This window comes from Arthrobacter sp. TRD_SC_6, from assembly GCF_055361185.1.
In genome coordinates, this window is sequence record NZ_CM143953.1 from 937,528 (window position 1) to 954,642 (window position 17,115).

Sequence of the window (17,115 nt, forward strand, 5' to 3'; positions counted from 1 at the left end):
AGCCGCGTGTGGGATCTGATCGTGGTTGGCGGTGGAACGGCGGGGATCGTGGGCTCCCAGACAGCCGCCGCCCTGGGCGCCAGAGTGTTGTTACTGGAGGAGGAACGCACCGGCGGAGACTGCCTCTACACCGGGTGTGTTCCGTCCAAGGCGCTTCTCGCCGCCGCGTCCGCTGCGGCCGACGCCCGCTCAGCCGGGAAACTCGGCATCCATGCCCAGCCGCGCATCGACTTCCCGCTGGTCATGGAACACGTCCGCGCGTCCATCCAGCACATCGAACCGGTCGATTCACCCGAGGCGCTCCGTGAGGCCGGCGTCGAAGTGTGGAAGGGCCAGGCCACCCTCACAGCGGGCGGAGTTGTCCGCTTCGAGGGCCGCGAACTGGAAGCCCGGAACGTACTGATCGCCACCGGTTCGGCACCGAAAATCCCCGACATCCCCGGGATCGAGAGCATCCCGGTACTGACTAACGAAAACGTGTGGGAACTGGAGGAACTTCCGGCCCGGCTTGTGGTCCTCGGCGGTGGGCCGGTGGGATGCGAACTGGCACAGGGATTCGCGCGCCTCGGATCGGCTGTGACGCTCATCCATACCGGAGACCGTCTGCTTCCGCGGGAGGACCCGGACGCCTCGGCACTGGTCCACGCTGCGCTCAAGGCCGACGGCGTCGACATCCGCACAGGCACCAGCGCTACTGCCGCACAGCCGGGAACGCTTACGACGTCGGACGGCCAGGAAATGGCCTTCACCCACCTGCTCGTGGGCGTCGGGCGGACGGCGCGGACCGGATGGCTGAAAAGTTCAGGCGTTGCGCTGGACGAAAGCGGCAGCGTCATCACCAGCAAGCACCTCCGCACCAACCTGCCGAACGTCTGGGCAGCCGGCGACGTCACGGCCAATCCCCGTTTCACGCACACGGCTGGTGTGCACGCGAGCGTCGCGGCGTCCAACGCCGTCGTCGGGCCCTTCCGCACCATCCCTTCGGTCAATCCCCGGGTAACGTTCACCGATCCGGAGGTTGCCGCCGTCGGAGACGCCACGGGTGCACGGACGCAGACCATCCCGCACACGCACGTGGACCGAGCAGTGGCGCAGGGGCGGATGGAGGGTTTCACTAAGGTGGCGCTCGACCGGCGCGGGCGGATTGTTGGAGGCACCGTCGTCGGGCCCCGAGCCGGCGAAACCATCGGCGAACTGAGCCTGGCTGTGAAGCTGAAGACGGCGTCGTCGGCGCTGACCGGCGTCACGCACGCCTACCCGACGTACAACGACGGCCTGTGGAACGCGGCCATCGCCGAAACGAGTGCGGTGCTGCGGAAGCCGGTTGTGCGCAAGCTCGTCCGAGTGATTTCCCGCGTGCGGGCGCTCAAAGAACGGGGTCGGTGATGGTCCGCAGTTGCTGCAGGGCAAACGGGCCGTACTGCTTCATCGACTCATCATCGGCGTGAATCAATAGCCGGAGCCAGGACGCGTACCGGTTGATCCGAGCAAGCTGAAGGGCCGGTTCGAGCGAGTCCCGCAAGGCGTTCATCGGGGCATGACCGGTCCAGCGCTGGAGGTACGCGTTGAGTACGCGCCGGATCCTTGGGTCTTCGGCGGGAGCCTTCCAGCTTTCCGTCATCACCTGCAGCGGCACGTACAGGCTGCTCAGCGGGTGCGCCCAGAAGGAGTCGCCGAAATCGAAGAAGCGCAGCGGGTCGGTGCTGACTCCCGGAATGAAGGCGTTGTTGGAGTGCAGATCGTTGTGTTCAAGCGAAAGCGGGACGCCGAGTGCACTGACTCGGGCAGCCGCCTCCTCGATCGCCGGGACGCTCGCGTACACCTGGTCCGCTGCTTCGGCGTCCAGATGCAGGGGGTGCTCCACCGGCAGGCCGCTGTGGAGGAGAAGTTGGTTGCTCACGAAATTTCCCGCAATCGCCGGCGCCATCGACACGAGGCCGGCTGATTTTAGGCGTTCCCCGTGCGGGGCCACCTCCTGTTGAAGGTCAGCAAAGTCCGACACGACGCGGGCCCAAAGCGCGTAGTCCGTCGACTCGAGCGTCGCGAGGGTGGCCCCGTGGTCCGGGGAAATCATCCACCCCTTCGTCGCTTCGATGGCCAGGGGCGACACCACTCGGGCCGGCACCAGTTCCGCGAGCGCGGCAACAATCGCAGCCTCCTGGAACTGCCCGGGATTGTTTTCCTTGAACCACATGGTTCCGTGGTCGGTTGGGACAGTCAGCTGCACGGACCAGAAGCGGATCCGGGGCTCGCTCAGCGGGCCGGTCTGAACAATGTTGTACGCCGCGAGCACCTGCGTCACCCAGGTCTGAATCTGCGATCGCCAGCCAGCACTCGCCCACAGTTCGATGGGATGGGGAGCTGGAGACACCGTCTCATTGTGTCACTGGAGAGCCAGACGAAACGGAACGATGACGACGGCGCGCGGCCGACTTGGCTGGTTCAGCCCGCCAGCGCGGCGTCGACCGCCGCCTGGGCGTGGAGCGCCGTCGTCGGGTAAAGCGGGACGTTCGTGTCCGTGGCGGAGATGAGCAGCTCTATCTCGGTGCAGCCGAGAATGACGCCTTCGGCTCCTCGAGCTGCCAGGTTGCCGATGATGCGTTGATAGTCGCGACGGGAGGCGTCGGACACGATGCCACGGCATAGTTCCTCGTAGATGACGCGGTGGATTGTGGATCGGTCCTCACGCTCCGGCGTCAGGACGTGGAGCCCATGTGCTGCCAGCCCGTCCAGGTAGAAGTCCTGCTCCATGGTGAACGCCGTGCCCAGCAGTCCGACCGTCGTCGTACCTGTGGCGGTGACCGCGCGGGCGGTGACATCGATCAGGTTGATGAACGGGATGGTGACGGCGGACTCGATTGCCGGAGCGACCTTGTGCATGGTGTTGGTGCAGAGCACCAGTAGCTCGGCACCGCCGCGTTGAAGGTCGACGGCGGCGGCGGCAAGGGTGGCACCGGCTTCCTCCCAGCGGCCTTCTGCCTGGAGAGACTCGATGGCGGCGAAATCGACGGATCTCAGCAGGCAGTCCGCAGAGTGCAGACCGCCAAGGCGCTCCTTGACGAGCTCATTGATGAGCCGGTAGTACTCCGCGCTGCTCTCCCAACTCATCCCGCCAATCAGGCCAATCCGCAACATGGACTCATTCTGTCACTGGTGCTGGACCCGCAGGCGGGTTCTACCAAAACCTTTAGCCGAGGGTCAGCACCAGAAGGAAAAGCCCGAGCGCGAACATCAGCCCCGCGAAGAGACTTCCTCTTGAGCGCCGGCGTGACTTGATCCTAGATGGAGAGATTCTTACTACACGGAGGCCCCGTCGTCGTGCGCTGTAGTGGGGCGCGATTACGTCAGCCGAGTTTCGAGGGCTTGCTGCCGTGGTCCTCGGCTTCCATTTCTTCCGGTCCGGCGACGTGTTCGCTGCCGCGGGCGCGGGCAATGCCGCTCATCCCATGGAAGATGATGAGCGCTGCGGCGGTGCCCAACGCGATCCCGGCGAAGCTCAGGTCGCCCACCGTCCAGGTGAAGTCCGCGATGCCGATGACCAGCGCAACTCCTGCCGTCGAGAGGTTAATCGGGTTGGAGAAATCCACGCGGTTCTGCACCCAGATGCGCACGCCGAGAATGCCGATCATGCCGTAGAGAACGACGCCGGCCCCGCCTAGGACGCCCGCCGGCACCGTCGCGATGAGCGCGCCGAACTTGGGGAAGAGGCTGAGGAGGATGGCGATAATGCCCGCGACCCAGTACGCCGCCGTTGAATACACGCGCGACGCCGCCATCACGCCGATGTTCTCGGCATACGTTGTGGTGCCGGACCCGCCGCCGGACCCAGCGAGGACCGTGGCGAGGCCGTCCGCCATGAGGGCGCGTCCGGTGATTGGATCGAGGTCGCGGTTGGTCATGGCCGCCACCGATTTCACGTGTCCGATGTTCTCGGCGACCAGGACCAGGACGACGGGGATGAACAGGCCTGCCACGGAGAGGTGGAACTCGGGCGTCTGGAATGGAGGAAGGCCGAACCAGGCGGCGTCGTTGATGGCGGTGAAGTCCACCTCGCCGCGGATGACGGCGGTCAGGTAGCCCACCAGCACGCCGATCAGGATGGACAGCCGGCCAAGGATTCCCTTGAACAGCACGGTGACCAGGAGGATGGAAACCACGGTAACCAGGGCGGTGAGCGGCGCCTGCTCGAAGCTGGCCTTCGCGGTCGGAGCGAGGTTGAGGCCGATGAGCGCTACGATCGCGCCGGTCACGATCGGCGGCATGAGGATCTGGATCCAGCGCGCTCCGGCCCGGTGGACCACCAGCCCGATCAGCGCGAGCACCACGCCGGCCATCACGACGCCGCCAAGCGCCCCGGCTGCCCCGTGCTGGTTTTGCGCCGCGGCGATGGGCGCAATGAACGCGAAGCTCGACCCGAGGTAGCTCGGCACCCGGCCCGCGGTGATAATCAGGAACAGGAGCGTTCCGACGCCGGAAAACAGCAGCGTGGTGGACGGTGGGAACCCGGTGAGCAGCGGAACCAGGAAGGTTGCGCCGAACATCGCCACAACGTGCTGCGCGCCGATGCCGATGGTGCGCGGCCAACTCAGGCGCTCATCCGGTGCGACGAACTTCCCGGCCTGGACGTTCCGTCCGTCTCCGTGCAGCGTCCAATTGGTGCCTAATCTGCTCATGGCTGTGCCCTTCAGGGGGTGAGTGGGGATCTCTCGAAATCCTACCCTCCAGTTTTTGTCGCCTAGTTGTTGCCTGACGAGGCCTCAGGCAACAACTAGGCGACAAAACTCCTAGCCGATGACGCCGTCGACCAGTGCCTTTGCCTCTTCCTGCACGCGCTTGAGGTGGTCTTCGCCGAGGAAGGATTCAGCGTAGATCTTGTACACGTCCTCGGTGCCTGATGGCCGTGCCGCGAACCACGCGTTCTCCGTGGTCACCTTCAGCCCGCCGATGGGCGCACCGTTGCCGGGCGCTTCGGTCAACCGGGCGATGATGTCCTCGCCCGCGAGGGTGGTTGCAGACACGTCCGACGGCGAGAGCTTGCCGAGTGCGGCTTTCTGCTCGCGCGTGGCTGCAGCGTCGATCCGCGCGTACACGGGGGCGCCGAAGCGCTGGGTGAGTCCTTCATACTGCTGCGACGGCGTCCTGCCGGAAACCGCCGTGATCTCGGAGGCGAGTAGCGCCAGGAGGATGCCGTCCTTGTCGGTGCTCCAGGCGGAACCGTCGTGCCGCAGGAAGGACGCTCCAGCGGATTCCTCTCCGCCGAAGGCCACCTCCCCGGAGAGCAGCCCGGGCACGAACCACTTGAACCCGACCGGCACCTCTTCCAGCACGCGGCCCAGGTCTGCTGCCACCCGGTCAATGATCGACGACGAAACGAGCGTCTTTCCGATCATCGCGTCGGAGCGCCACTGCGGCCGGTTCCGGTACAGGTACTCGATGGCCACGGCGAGGTAATGGTTGGGGTTCATCAGGCCGGCGTCGGGGGTGACGATGCCGTGTCGGTCGGCGTCGGCGTCGTTCCCTGTGGAAATGTCGTAATCCCCGGCGCGCTTGATCAGTGAGGCCATCGCGTACTGGGAAGAGCAGTCCATGCGGATCTTCTCGTCCCAGTCCAGTGTCATGAAGGCCCACTGGGGGTCCACCGTGGGGTTGACGACGGTCAGGTCGAGGTTGTGCCGTTCACCGATCGCACCCCAGTAGTCCACGGCCGCGCCGCCCATCGGATCAGCGCCGATGCGCACGCCCGCGCTGCGGATGGCTTCAAGGTTGAGTACGTTGGGGAGGTCTTCGACGTAGTGCTGCAGGAAGTCGTAGGTGCCCACGTTGGCGGCCCGCTGCGCCTCCGCGATCGGCACACGTTTGACGTCCCGCAGGCCGTTTTCGAGCAGCTCGTTGGCGCGGGCGGCGATCCAGTTGGTCGCATCCGAGTCCGCTGGTCCGCCGTGCGGCGGGTTGTACTTGAAGCCGCCATCGGCCGGCGGGTTGTGCGAGGGCGTGATGACAATGCCATCGGCCTTGTCGGTGCGGGTGCCGTTGTACCCGAGGATGGCGTGGGAGAGCGCCGGCGTGGGCGTATAAGCTCCGCGCGCGTCGATCCGCACCGGGACGTTGTTGGCGGCAAGCACTTCGAGCGCGGTGTTCTGCGCGGGTTCGGACAGCGCGTGCGTGTCGCGGCCCATGAACAGCGGACCGGTGATGCCCTGGCCGGCCCGGTACTCCACGATCGCCTGGGTGATCGCCGCGATGTGCCCCTCATTGAAGGAGGACTTCAGCGATGAGCCGCGGTGGCCCGAGGTGCCGAACGCCACGCGCTGCGCGGGGTCACTAAGGTCGGGTGCGACGTCGAAATAAGCGTCCAGGAGGGCGCTTACGTCCACGAGGTCGCTGGGTTGGGCAACGGTTCCTGCTCGATTAGCCATGGAACCTAGCATGCCATTGGAGGGAGGGGTCAGGTCAGCAATAGCGCGAACATTGCGTGGGGATCCCGCGATTCGGGGTGTCACGGCAGCAGGAGCGTCACCGGGTCAGTCTCCATCGGTCCGCCGCACTCTTCACTCCCGCCGACGCGCACCCACTCCAACGCGAACACATCTTCGGCGAAGACCTCACCTTCGGCACCGAGCACCCGAACCGTCACTTCCTCAGGCGCAGACATCCCGAAGTTTATGACCCAGCGGTCCATCTCAACCTCCACCGCCGTGTAGGGCAGGATTGAGAGATCCTGGGTCGGCGCGGGCGAGGACCTGGGCGTACTGGAGGATCCGGGAGGCTGCACAGTTTCGAAGGGAGCCTCTTCCGTGGGTGGGCCAATCACCTGTGAACAGACGCCGTCCACACACCCCTGAACCTCTGCCACCGCTGAAGCGTCACCCTCAAGGTTCACGGTGAGATTGTTCAGGTACGCGATCGCGGGGCATGCAACGCCCCCGCCTCCAACCTGGGCACATCCCGTGCTTAGGGCGGCTACAAGTACGACGACGACGCCAAACGACACTCTCCCCATGCCTCCAGTGTCCCACCGGGGCCCTAGTACACAACCACGCGCCGGAGTACGTTGGAATGACCGTCTACGAAAGGTTGTGTGATGAGCGAGAACCCCACCAGTGACGAGGTTGACGAGACTGTTGACCCCCAAGAAGCGAAGGTCCCGCCGACAGCGGGCAGCGCCGACGCCATCGATGAGGGTGGCTACGGCGGCCCAGGCCCGGAGAACGAGACCGGCAAGAAAGACGACGGCGCCTGAGCAGCCACAACAAACAAGCGAACGACGACGGCGCCCTCGAAGTTGAAGCGGAAGGCGCCGCCGTCGTCGTAATGGGTAAGGGTTAGCGAACGCCGCTCATCATCTTCTTGATGGCAGGCGTGGCTACCATCAGTGCAATCCCGAGCACGATCGCCGTGATGCCGCTGAACGAGAAGTAGGGGACTTCGTTCTGCTGGTCGTAGTAGCCGGCAAGAATGCCTGCGACGGTAGTTCCCAACGAGATCGACAGGAAGAACAGCGCGACCATCTGCGTCCGGAAGGCACGTGGCGCCAACTTTGTGGCGACTGACAACCCAATCGGTGAGATGAAGAGTTCTGCCCAGGTGAAGAACAGCAGGATCATCACCAATGCGAGCAGTGGCGTGCTGTTCGCGCCGCCTCCGGAGAACGGAATGAACAGCAGGAACGCGATGCCCATGAAAATGAGGCCGAGTGCGAACTTGAGGGGCGACGATGGCTGACGCGAACCCAGCTTCGTCCAGAACGTTGCAAACACTGCGGCGAAGATGATGATGAAGATCGGATTGATTGACTGCACGAAGCTCGGTGGCATCGTCCAGCCGAACACGTCGCGGTTCAGGCTTCGGTCGGAGTAGAGGGCAACGACTGTGAACTGCTGCTGGAAGAGTGCCCAGAACGCCGCGCTGGCGATGAACAGTGGAATGAAGGAGAACACGCGACGGCGCTCCACGCTTTCCAATTTCGGGCTCCGAAGTATCACCACGAAGTAGCTCACGGTCGCGGCAATCGCGACATACGCCATGGTCTGTGCCAAGTTGGCTGGGGTGACCAGGCCAGTGGTGAAGGCCAACACGATCATCACGACAGCGGCGACCGCGATGAGGCCCAGCTTGCTCAAGCGACCCGACGGCAGCGGGTTGGCCACCTCATGGGCGCTTTGGGGCAAGTTCCTGCGAGTCAGCGAATACTGCACCAGACCTATTGCCATTCCTATCGCGGCAAGGCCGAACCCATAGTGGAAGCCCAGCTCCGTCTGGGCTAGCCCGGTCAATAGCGGGCCGATCAGTGCGCCGAGGTTGATTCCCATGTAAAAGATGGAGAACCCGGCGTCCCGACGCTCGTCGCCCTCTTTGTAAAGGGTGCCCACCAGGGAGGTTGCGTTGGCCTTCAGGCCACCGGATCCAACTCCGACCAGTACCAGGCCGACAGCCAGACCGACCCCGCCCGGTAGGAGTGCTAGGGCGATGTGCCCGGTCATAATCATCATCGCCGAGTAGAACAACACCCGCTCAGAGCCCAAAAGGCGGTCGGCCAGCCACGCTCCGAGAATCGTTGAAAGATAAACACCGCCGCCGTAAGCACCCACCAGCCCGGTTGCGATACCTTCGTCGATCCCGAGGCCACCGTCGGCCACGGAGTAGTACATGTAGTAGAGGAGGATGGCCTGCATGCCGTAGAAGGAGAACCGTTCCCACAGCTCCACGCTGAACAGGTTTGCAAGCATCCGGGGGTGGCCCAGAAATGTCTTGTCCGCCTTTTGGGCGACACTATCTTGAGTTGTGCTCATTTACTCCATGGTGCCAGTGGCTTCCCCGACCTGTCATATCGGTAGGTTCTGCAGGCAACTATCCTGCGCGCTTGGGAACTGCCTGCTCCAGCTGGGCTGAAACCGCCAGGAGGTTTGCCTCCGCGCTGGGCCCGCCGATCAACTGAATGCTCATCGAGAGACCCGCGGGTGTCGTGTGCACTGGCACAGAAATGGCAGGCAGCCCGCAGACGTTCACCATGGACGTGAAGGGGGAGTACTGGCATTGGAGCATGTAGTCGCTATCAGCATCGGCCGAGGTGTACCAGCCGATGGGCCTCGGGTTCAGGCCGAGCGACGGCGTGACGATCATGTCGTATGCCGAGTACTGCGCGATGGTTTCCTGCTCAAACTGCCGCAGGATGTCCACCGCGGCGGCAAGGTCTGCAGTTGAGCGCGTCTGTGCACGACGGCGAAGCGTCCGCGCGAGCGCCGTCAGGTGCGGTTCGCGGGACGGCGGGATGCGCGCTACTGCGAGCCCTGCCGTCCACACCGTCTGGAACGCCTCGTGATACCGCTCGTCGTAGCGGAGGTCCGTCTCGACCACGTCATGCCCGACGGCGGAGAGCGCCCTGAGTCCGGCGTCGTATCCGGCGCGGGCGTCGTCGTCGAGCTCTATCGGGAAGGCCGTCGCGAAGGGCGAGAGCATGCTCGCTCCAATGTGGTAACGCCCGTCCGCCCGCAGCGCGGCGTCGAGGAACGGGCCGTGGCTGACGGCGCTTGTTGCGTGATAATTCGGTTCGCTGACCATGGCATCGAGCAGGAGCGCAGCGTCCGCCGTCGTTCTCGCGAGTGGCCCGGCGACAACGAACTGGCCAAGGTCGCTTTGCCCGGACCCGGACGGGACGCGGCCACGGTTCGGCTTGAGGCCAATCAGGCCCGTCGCAGCAGCGGGAATCCGTACCGATCCTCCGCCGTCGGTTCCAGGCGCGAAAGGGACCATGCCAGCCGCCACCGCAGCGGCGCTCCCACCGGAGGAGCCCCCCGAACTCAGCGAGGGGTCGAGTGGGTTGCGGGACGGCGGCGCGATCAGGTTCTCGCTGTAGCTGCTCAACCCGAACTCGGGCACTTGCGTCTTGCCGAGACTGATGGCGCCCGCCCTTCGCAGCACAGACACCAAGGGGGAATCCGCCGGGGCGACCGCATGCTCGAGCGCCGCGCTTCCATGGGTAGTGACGACGCCGACGACGTCGGTCAGGTCCTTGTGCGCAAGCGGCAGGCCGTGGAGGCTGGGCAGGGCCTCGCCGCGTGCCTGGCGCTGATCGGCAAGCTTTGCCTCGGCCAGTGCGGCCTCCGCCGTAACGGTGATGAAGGCGCCCAGGCCGGGATTGAGTGAGTCGATGCGGGAGAGGTAGTGCGAGGTCAGCTCCCAGGCGCTCAACTCACCGCTGCGCAGGGCATCCCGTTGGGCGAGGGCGGTCAACTCGTGCAGTTCACTCACGGTGCATCAGCAATCGATAGTTACGGGTGGGGTTCGCATCCCACTATAGGCTTGGGTGCAGTTCGGACAGATAGGAGTGAGGAACATGAGCGAAGGCGAGAACGTGTCCATCGACGCTATCAGCGAGGACACCACCGTGCTCGACGTACGCGAGGACTACGAGTGGGAGGCCGGGCATATCAAGGACGCCCTGCACATCCCGGTTGACCAGGTTCCAGCCCGCATCGATGAACTCGATCCCGACGAAGACGTCCACGTCATCTGCCGCACCGGCGGACGCTCCTTCCGCGTCACGCAGTGGCTGGTGGGCAATGGGTACTCGGCTGTAAATGTCTCCGGCGGAATGGATGCCTGGGTTGAGGCGTCGAAGCCCATCGTGTCCGAATCCGACGCCGAACCCCGCGTCCTGTGACCGCCTACGCCTACCTCGGTCCCGAGGGCACCTTCACTGAGGCAGCACTCCTGCAGGTTCCTGGCGCCGACACAGCAGAACGCGTGCCCGCCACCACCGTGAACGCTGCGCTGGAGCTGGTACGTTCCGGGCGGGTCAATGCTGCGATGGTCCCCATCGAGAACTCCGTTGAGGGCGGCGTTTCCGCCACACTGGACGCGATTGCCAGCGGTGAACAGCTGAGGATCATCGGGGAAGTGCTCGTTCCGATCACCTTCGTGCTGGTCGCAAAACCCGGTACCGAGGTGGGCGACATACGCGTTGTGGCTACCCACGGGCATGCCTGGGCGCAGTGCCGGGGCTGGACCGAAAAGCACATTCCAACAGCTGAATATGTCCCTGCCTCTTCCACGGCTGCCGCGGCCCACGCCCTGCTCGACGACGACGCCGGCCACGACGCCGCCATCTGCTCGCCCCTTGTCGCCCAGCGTCTTGGACTTCGGGTGGTCGCCGACCACATTGGGGACGTGGCGGACGCCGTAACCCGCTTCATCCTCGTCAGCAAGCCCGACGTACTTCCCGCCCGCACCGGTGCTGACAAGACGACCCTGGTGATTCCGCTTCCCGAAGACCATCCCGGCGCCCTGATGGAAATCCTGGACCAGTTCGCCGCCCGCGGTGTGAACCTGAGCCGGATCGAATCCCGGCCCACCGGACTCTTCCTCGGTGACTACTTCTTCAGCATTGACGCGGACGGCCACGTGGCGGATGCGCGTGTAGCTGACGCACTGGAGGGCCTGCATCGAATCAGCCCCGGCCTTCGGTTCCTCGGGTCCTACGCCCGGGCGGACCGGCGCGAGTATGAAGTAGCCAAACATACCTCCGACAACGCATTCCAGGCTGCCAACGAGTGGGTGGACTCCCTGCTGCGCTCCACCAAGCCCGGCGCGGAAGACGTACGCTAGTTTTCCAGCGCACCGGGAGGCCGCTGCATACGAATCAAGGAGGCGGCGTGCCGAGACTTCGACGCAGTGATTGCAACAAGCCAGGGTTCACACGCCGTCGTCACGGAAAGGGTTTCAGCTACCGCAATCAAAGCGGTGAGCCGCTCGATCCGGATGAATTGGAGCGCGTACAGGCGCTGGTCGTTCCACCTGCCTGGAAGGACGTCTGGATCAGCCCATTTCCTAACGGGCATATTCAGGCTCTGGGAACCGACGACGCCGGCCGCCGCCAGTACATCTACCACGAGGCCTGGCGGGTGAAGAAGGACCGCGAGAAGTTTGACCGTGCGCTCGAGTTCGGCGAGCGGTTGCCCAGCGCCCGGCGGGCCATCACCCAGCATCTGCGGGCCAACGGCAGCGAGCGTGAACGCGCTTTCGCTGCAGCGCTGCGGATCGTCGACTCAGGTGCCCTCAGGATAGGTTCGGCACAGTACGCCTCGGAAAACGGGTCCTTCGGCGTAACTACGCTCCGGGTGGACCACGTCAAAGTCAGCGGCCCCGTGATCACCATGCGGTTCCCTGGCAAAAGCGGCCAGCAGTGGGACACCACTATTGAGGACGCCGACCTCGCAGCAGCGTTGCGTCCGATGCTGCGCCGTGAGGACGCGGACACCATGCTCGCCTACCGTCTGGCGGATGATTCCTGGCACTCAGTCGAGGCCTCACAGCTGAATGAATTCCTCCGCCAGGTGACGGGCGGCGGGTTCACCGCAAAGGATTTCCGGACCTGGCAGGCTACCGTCGTCGCCGCCATGGAGCTCTCTCGCCAGGACCTCAAGGCGACCAGCCGGACGGCTCGCCAGAAGGCCGTCGCGGCTACCATGCGCTCCGTCGCTGACCACCTCGGGAATACCCCCGCCATCGCCCGCAGTTCCTACGTGGATCCGCGGATCGTCGACCGCTTCATGTCCGGGGAAGTCATCCCGGTCGCGAGCTATTCTGCATCCGAAAAGTCTGTTCGCGAGCTGCTTAATGACTAGCAAGCCTTTGCGGGCTACTCATTGGTAAGTAGGCTGATGGTGAGCGCCCGGCCAGTGGCGTGAACCTTTGATGAAAGGCAGGCACCATGAGCGAGCAGTCACGGGAAGAGGTCAACCCGAACAAGGGTGACGGATCCACGTCAGATCCAAACTGGCATGGCGACGCCGGGGACCAGGCAAACGACCTTCGTTTCGCGGAGGAGCAGCAGCTGATCAACAGCCAGTCCCAGAACGCTGACCCCAGTGCCGAGGGAGCAGATTCAGTGACCGGCGGGTACACAGGCGCTCAGCGTGCCGATGGCGTCGGCGACTTCACCGAAGGCCAGGACGCCCCTGATGAGGGTGAATACACAGACGCTGACGGCCAGACTGATGCGGACGCCGAGCGCGAAGGCGGGTACACCGACGTCGACTCCGTTCCTTCGCTGCAGGAGAATTCAGGCGAGGATACCAAGCGCTAGTTTTCGGCTTTCGACCCGCTGAACATTCCCACTGATGGTCCGGTCGCCCGCCCAGGCACCCGGACCATCAGTGCGCCGGGGAGTACCTCCGCGCTGAGGGAGGTCACGTCGCCGGAGGTGTCGCCGTCGAGCTGGGTACCGGTTGCCTCCGGAATCTCGACGTCCACACGCTTCACCCGGTGATAGTTGATGACGGGAATCGGGCCGGGATGGCGGAACACGATCTTCGCCGCGACCCAGAGCCAGCCGAGGATACTGCGTGGACTGGTGATGACGACGTCGAGGTAGCCGTCGTCGATGGTCCCGTCCGGCACAAAGGTGATTCCACCCGGGAGCTTCCCGCAGTTCGCGAAGAGGACGCTGTGCACCTTGCGGGTCTGCCACGGGCCACCGTCCATGCTGATGGTCATTCGCTGACGCTTGCCCGGAAGGCTCCGCACGCCCGCCTCGCTGTAGGCGAGCCAGCCGAACTTCTTCTTCAACACATCCTTCGTTGCAGCCACCACCACGGCGTCGAGCCCAACACCACCCACGACGAGGAAAATGTGCTGCCCGCTCACCCCGGTGCGTTTGTTCCGAAGCTCCACCTGTCCCATGTCGATCCGCCGGCTGGCCCCGTGCAGCGCCTGCCGGACGCTTCTCGGGATGTCACTCACCGCGATCTCAAGGTTCCGCGCGAGGAGGTTTCCGGTGCCGAGGGGGATCAGGCCGATTGCCGCATCGGAGTGCACCAGCGCTGCGGCCACCGCACGGACGGTGCCGTCGCCACCCGCGGCGAGAACGACGTCGTACCCTTCCTCCACAGCGCGCCGCGCCTGGGCGCCGCCCGGCTCCGCGACGGTGGTTTCCAGTACCAGCGGAGGATCCCACCCGGCGTCGGAACATGCCTGCTCCACCAGCTCCCGGGCGAGCTCCGCGCTCAGCTTCACCGGGTTCAGGATGAGCGCGACCCGCTGGCGATCGCCGGTGATCGCAAGGGAAGCGGCCGACGACGGCGCCTGCCGGTAATTCTCGCGGCGCAACTTTCGTACTCCCCACCAGCTGAACGCTGAAGCGGCTACGGCGACAACCGCCAGGATAAGGATGATCCACTCAAGGGGCATGGTTTCCCCAGAATAGCGTTCCTGGGAATCGGCACCGGCACCGGAAGCGGATTGGGTAGGCTTGGCGGGTGATCGACGTAAACGACCTCCGCGATAATCCCGACAAATTCCGCCTCTCGCAGCGCTCGCGTGGCGCGGACGAGTCCCTTGTTGACGCGATCATTTCTGCCGACTCCCGCCGTCGTGAGGCCGTCACCCGCGCCGAGACGATGCGGGCCGAGCAGAATGTCTTCAGCAAGCGCGTTGCGAAGGCCCAGGGGGATGAGAAGCAGGCGATCCTTGCCGAGGTCAAGGAGCTGGCCGCGGCAGTGAAGGCTGCCGCAGCTGAAGCCGAGGCGTCGAAGTCTGAGTCGGAGTCGCTTTTGCGCCGGCTGCCCAATGCCATCCTCGACGGCGTACCCGCTGGAGGCGAAGATGATTTCACGGTCCTCAAGACCGTCGGCACCCCGCGCGAGTTCGACTTCACGCCACGCGATCACCTGGAAATCGGAGAGCTCATCGGCGCCCTCGATATGGAGCGCGGCGCGAAAGTTTCGGGTTCGCGTTTCTACTTCCTGAAGGGAGTGGGAGCCCGGCTCGAGCTGGCGCTGCTGAACATGGCCATGGACCAGGCCATCGAATCGGGTTTCACGCCCATGATCACGCCCACGCTGGTTCGCCCCGAGACCATGCAGGGCACGGGGTTCGACGTTCAGCATGATGCGGAGATCTACCGAATTGCCGAGGATGACCTGTACCTCACGGGAACCTCGGAGGTGGCCCTGGCCGGATACCACTCCGACGAGATCATCGACCTCACCGCGGGCCCCCTGCGCTACGCCGGCTGGTCCTCGTGCTACCGCCGTGAGGCCGGCTCACACGGCAAGGACACCCGCGGAATCATCCGCGTGCACCAGTTCAACAAGGTGGAAATGTTCACCTACACCACCGTCGAAGACTCCCTCGAGGAGCACGAGCGGATGCTTGCCTGGGAAGAGCAGATGCTCGCGAAGGTGGAGCTGACGTACCGGGTCATCGATACCGCAGCCGGTGATCTGGGCTTGTCCGCCGCCCGGAAGTTTGACTGCGAGGCCTGGATTCCCACGCAGAACGCCTACCGTGAGCTGACCTCAACCTCGAACTGCACCAGCTTCCAGGCGCGGCGGCTCAATATCCGTGAACGCGTGGCCGGGGCCAAGTCCACCCGTGCCGTGGCGACCCTGAACGGCACCCTCGCAACCACGCGCTGGATCGTGGCCATCCTTGAGCATCACCAGAATCCGGATGGGTCTGTCACCGTGCCGGCTGCTCTCCGCCCGTACCTTGGCGGAATGGAAGTCCTGCCGGTCCTGTAAGCGCCGTGGCCGCAGCGCACCCCGCCCGTAACCGCAGGTTGGCCAAGCTGTGATCTGTTACCCACCCAAGTGTCGCCGGGATCTGGTTCACTTTAACGATGACAACTACATTTCCCGCTGGCATCGATGACCAGCAGCAGACAACCAGAAAATTGATCGCCCTCGACGTCGACGGAACGCTCGTTGACCACGAAGGCCAAATGTCGGATGAAGTGCGCGATGCAGCCACGGCCGTGGTCGATGCTGGCCACGCCGTCGTCATCGCCACTGGCCGCTCGCTGGGCGCCACGCTCCCGATCATCCAGAAAATAGGTCTCACCAAAGGCCACGCTGTGTGCTCGAACGGCGGTGTGACCCTCAGGATCGATGTCGACGGGCTGGAGGACGGCTACGAGATAGTCAGCCGGGTGGTTTTCGACCCGAAACCGGCGCTCATCGCCCTGCGCAAAAGCCTGCCGACGGCCAAGTTTGCCCTCGAGGATGACGAAGGCCGGTTCCTCTCCACTGAACGTTTCCAGGACGCGAGCTTCGGTGCGGAAGCCCAGAGTGTCGACTTTGAACGCATGCTCGAAGCCCGTGCTGTCCGCGTGGTGGTGTTCAGTACCGACAGCACCGCCGAAGAGTTCGGCAGCGCCGTCGAGTCGATCGGCCTGCACGGCGTCACCTACTCCGTGGGTTGGACAGCGTGGCTGGACATTGCGGCATCGGGCGTCACGAAGGCCAGCGCACTCGAACTCGTACGGCGCCGGCTCGACATCGATCCCTCCGACACCGTCGCGATCGGTGACGGCCGCAACGACATCGAGATGCTCTCGTGGGCGGCCCGCGGAGTGGCGATGGGCCAGGCTCCTGAGGAAGTGCTCGCCGCAGCTTCGGAAGTCACCGCGTCCGTGTACGACGACGGCGCCGCCAAGGTCCTGCGCTCCCTCACGAAGCGCGGGTCCGAAGAGCGCTAGTGAGCGCTAGTACGCGAGCGCGGCCGGCGGCAGCGCCACGGGTCCGTAGGCTAGGTCGAGTAGCCGGGCGGCCGCCGGTCGCGTCGCCCATTCTTCAACCCAGTGCGAGCGGATCACCGCCTTGCTGACCGCTTGCGTAGTGATGCCAAGTTCCTGCGCGATCAGCTTCTGCTGCCCGCGCGCGCCCGGCGTCAGAAGGTCCAGCACGGTCCACTCAGCGTCGGTCCGGGTGTAGACGATCTGCCCGAGCAGGCGCAGCACGGCTTCTGCTTCGGCAGCCACATCAGAATCCGGACCCTCGACAGCAAGCGGAATCCGCTCACCGGTTTTCTGCGCCCGGTTCACCGCGCGTCGAGAATAGACCAGCCCGTACCCTTCGGCGTCGACAATCCGGTCGGGGATCGGGGTGTGGAGTTCGCCGACGCCGATTCCGACGTGCCACCTCCGGTGCCGGATTGCCTTCAACGTGATGTCCACCGCCGCCGCAGCACTGCCGACAACCCCCTGCAGCTCGTCCCCCACGGAGCGCTGGAACGGCACGACGGCGTCGAGGAACCTGAACTCCCGAAGGAGCTCGGGCACCAGGTCACCCACTTCACGGGAGTCCCGCTGGTTAATCGTCACCACGAACAGCATGA

At 64.7% G+C, this 17,115-nt stretch carries 17 protein-coding genes; 8 read left to right on the forward strand and 9 right to left on the reverse strand.

The annotated features are described in order from the left end of the window. Nucleotides 1-6: 6 nt before the first annotated feature. Complete coding sequence (locus tag ACWA1U_RS04610; protein ID WP_463724171.1) at nucleotides 7-1,386, forward strand: dihydrolipoyl dehydrogenase family protein; 1,380 nt, start codon at nucleotides 7-9, stop codon at nucleotides 1,384-1,386. Here ACWA1U_RS04610 and ACWA1U_RS04615 read toward each other — a convergent pair. The 5 genes from ACWA1U_RS04615 to ACWA1U_RS04635 form a co-directional block, all read right to left on the reverse strand. Next, nucleotides 1,367-2,371: a hypothetical protein gene (locus ACWA1U_RS04615; RefSeq protein ID WP_463724172.1), complete on the reverse strand. Its 1,005-nt coding sequence runs from the start codon at nucleotides 2,369-2,371 to the stop codon at nucleotides 1,367-1,369. The genes ACWA1U_RS04610 and ACWA1U_RS04615 overlap by 20 nt on opposite strands. Before the next feature lie 71 nt (nucleotides 2,372-2,442). Then, the gene (locus ACWA1U_RS04620) at nucleotides 2,443-3,135 is read right to left on the reverse strand and encodes an aspartate/glutamate racemase family protein (protein WP_463724173.1); all 693 of its coding nucleotides are present in this window, start codon (nucleotides 3,133-3,135) and stop codon (nucleotides 2,443-2,445) included. A gap of 209 nt (nucleotides 3,136-3,344) precedes the next feature. After that, nucleotides 3,345-4,673 carry a uracil-xanthine permease family protein gene (locus tag ACWA1U_RS04625; RefSeq protein WP_463724174.1) on the reverse strand — a complete coding sequence of 443 codons (1,329 nt, stop codon included), beginning with the start codon at nucleotides 4,671-4,673 and terminating at the stop codon, nucleotides 3,345-3,347. A 111-nt stretch (nucleotides 4,674-4,784) separates the two neighbouring features. Next, nucleotides 4,785-6,416 carry a phosphoglucomutase (alpha-D-glucose-1,6-bisphosphate-dependent) gene (gene pgm / locus ACWA1U_RS04630; protein ID WP_463724175.1) on the reverse strand — a complete coding sequence of 544 codons (1,632 nt, stop codon included), beginning with the start codon at nucleotides 6,414-6,416 and terminating at the stop codon, nucleotides 4,785-4,787. Nucleotides 6,417-6,496: 80 nt separating this feature from the next. Next, complete coding sequence (locus ACWA1U_RS04635; RefSeq protein WP_463724176.1) at nucleotides 6,497-7,000, reverse strand: hypothetical protein; 504 nt, start codon at nucleotides 6,998-7,000, stop codon at nucleotides 6,497-6,499. A gap of 81 nt (nucleotides 7,001-7,081) precedes the next feature. Between ACWA1U_RS04635 and ACWA1U_RS04640 the strand changes: the two genes are divergently transcribed. Further along, entirely contained in the window at nucleotides 7,082-7,240 is a 159-nt protein-coding gene (locus tag ACWA1U_RS04640) for a hypothetical protein (protein WP_463724177.1), read from the forward strand. A gap of 82 nt (nucleotides 7,241-7,322) precedes the next feature. Here ACWA1U_RS04640 and ACWA1U_RS04645 read toward each other — a convergent pair whose 3' ends face one another. Then, nucleotides 7,323-8,789 carry a peptide MFS transporter gene (locus tag ACWA1U_RS04645; RefSeq protein WP_463724178.1) on the reverse strand — a complete coding sequence of 489 codons (1,467 nt, stop codon included), beginning with the start codon at nucleotides 8,787-8,789 and terminating at the stop codon, nucleotides 7,323-7,325. A gap of 58 nt (nucleotides 8,790-8,847) precedes the next feature. Then, nucleotides 8,848-10,248 carry an amidase gene (locus tag ACWA1U_RS04650; RefSeq protein ID WP_463724179.1) on the reverse strand — a complete coding sequence of 467 codons (1,401 nt, stop codon included), beginning with the start codon at nucleotides 10,246-10,248 and terminating at the stop codon, nucleotides 8,848-8,850. Nucleotides 10,249-10,333: 85 nt separating this feature from the next. Between ACWA1U_RS04650 and ACWA1U_RS04655 the strand changes: the two genes are divergently transcribed. The 4 genes from ACWA1U_RS04655 to ACWA1U_RS04670 all read left to right on the forward strand — a co-directional run bounded on the left by ACWA1U_RS04655 (nucleotide 10,334) and on the right by ACWA1U_RS04670 (nucleotide 13,084). Beyond that, the gene (locus ACWA1U_RS04655) at nucleotides 10,334-10,660 is read left to right on the forward strand and encodes a rhodanese-like domain-containing protein (protein WP_463724180.1); all 327 of its coding nucleotides are present in this window, start codon (nucleotides 10,334-10,336) and stop codon (nucleotides 10,658-10,660) included. Beyond that, the gene (gene pheA / locus ACWA1U_RS04660; RefSeq protein ID WP_463724181.1) at nucleotides 10,657-11,604 is read left to right on the forward strand and encodes a prephenate dehydratase; all 948 of its coding nucleotides are present in this window, start codon (nucleotides 10,657-10,659) and stop codon (nucleotides 11,602-11,604) included. The genes ACWA1U_RS04655 and pheA overlap by 4 nt, the downstream gene beginning before the upstream one ends. Nucleotides 11,605-11,651: 47 nt before the next feature. Further along, nucleotides 11,652-12,623 (forward strand): DNA topoisomerase IB, encoded by a 972-nt coding sequence (locus tag ACWA1U_RS04665; RefSeq protein ID WP_463724182.1) that lies wholly within the window; start codon nucleotides 11,652-11,654, stop codon nucleotides 12,621-12,623. Nucleotides 12,624-12,709: 86 nt separating this feature from the next. Continuing rightward, on the forward strand, nucleotides 12,710-13,084 hold the full coding sequence (locus ACWA1U_RS04670) for a hypothetical protein (protein WP_463724183.1): 375 nt from the start codon (nucleotides 12,710-12,712) through the stop codon (nucleotides 13,082-13,084). Here the strand turns inward: ACWA1U_RS04670 and ACWA1U_RS04675 are convergent. Further along, on the reverse strand, nucleotides 13,081-14,187 hold the full coding sequence (locus ACWA1U_RS04675; protein WP_463724184.1) for a diacylglycerol/lipid kinase family protein: 1,107 nt from the start codon (nucleotides 14,185-14,187) through the stop codon (nucleotides 13,081-13,083). The genes ACWA1U_RS04670 and ACWA1U_RS04675 overlap by 4 nt on opposite strands. Before the next feature lie 68 nt (nucleotides 14,188-14,255). Between ACWA1U_RS04675 and serS the strand changes: the two genes are divergently transcribed. Both serS and ACWA1U_RS04685 read left to right on the forward strand, forming a co-directional pair. Then, a complete protein-coding gene (serS, locus tag ACWA1U_RS04680) occupies nucleotides 14,256-15,521 on the forward strand; it encodes a serine--tRNA ligase (RefSeq protein ID WP_463724185.1) in 1,266 nt (421 codons plus the stop codon). Between the two features lie 98 nt (nucleotides 15,522-15,619). After that, the gene (locus ACWA1U_RS04685) at nucleotides 15,620-16,477 is read left to right on the forward strand and encodes an HAD family hydrolase (RefSeq protein WP_463724186.1); all 858 of its coding nucleotides are present in this window, start codon (nucleotides 15,620-15,622) and stop codon (nucleotides 16,475-16,477) included. Between the two features lie 6 nt (nucleotides 16,478-16,483). On the opposite strand, the gene ACWA1U_RS04690 is transcribed toward ACWA1U_RS04685, so the two are convergent. Continuing rightward, the gene (locus tag ACWA1U_RS04690) at nucleotides 16,484-17,110 is read right to left on the reverse strand and encodes a hypothetical protein (RefSeq protein ID WP_463724944.1); all 627 of its coding nucleotides are present in this window, start codon (nucleotides 17,108-17,110) and stop codon (nucleotides 16,484-16,486) included. Nucleotides 17,111-17,115 lie beyond the last annotated feature (5 nt).

What these genes read in the sequence shown, in the direction of transcription:
- ACWA1U_RS04620 (WP_463724173.1), bottom strand. Translation starts at nt 3,135, where the DNA reads ATGTTGCGGATTGGCCTGATTGGCGGGATGAGTTGGGAGAGCAGCGCG.
- ACWA1U_RS04625 (WP_463724174.1), bottom strand. Translation starts at nt 4,673, where the DNA reads ATGAGCAGATTAGGCACCAATTGGACGCTGCACGGAGACGGACGGAAC.
- pgm (WP_463724175.1), bottom strand. Translation starts at nt 6,416, where the DNA reads ATGGCTAATCGAGCAGGAACCGTTGCCCAACCCAGCGACCTCGTGGAC.
- ACWA1U_RS04635 (WP_463724176.1), bottom strand. Translation starts at nt 7,000, where the DNA reads ATGGGGAGAGTGTCGTTTGGCGTCGTCGTCGTACTTGTAGCCGCCCTA.
- ACWA1U_RS04640 (WP_463724177.1), top strand. Translation starts at nt 7,082, where the DNA reads ATGAGCGAGAACCCCACCAGTGACGAGGTTGACGAGACTGTTGACCCC.
- ACWA1U_RS04645 (WP_463724178.1), bottom strand. Translation starts at nt 8,789, where the DNA reads ATGAGCACAACTCAAGATAGTGTCGCCCAAAAGGCGGACAAGACATTT.
- ACWA1U_RS04655 (WP_463724180.1), top strand. Translation starts at nt 10,334, where the DNA reads ATGAGCGAAGGCGAGAACGTGTCCATCGACGCTATCAGCGAGGACACC.
- ACWA1U_RS04670 (WP_463724183.1), top strand. Translation starts at nt 12,710, where the DNA reads ATGAGCGAGCAGTCACGGGAAGAGGTCAACCCGAACAAGGGTGACGGA.
- ACWA1U_RS04675 (WP_463724184.1), bottom strand. Translation starts at nt 14,187, where the DNA reads ATGCCCCTTGAGTGGATCATCCTTATCCTGGCGGTTGTCGCCGTAGCC.
- ACWA1U_RS04685 (WP_463724186.1), top strand. Translation starts at nt 15,620, where the DNA reads ATGACAACTACATTTCCCGCTGGCATCGATGACCAGCAGCAGACAACC.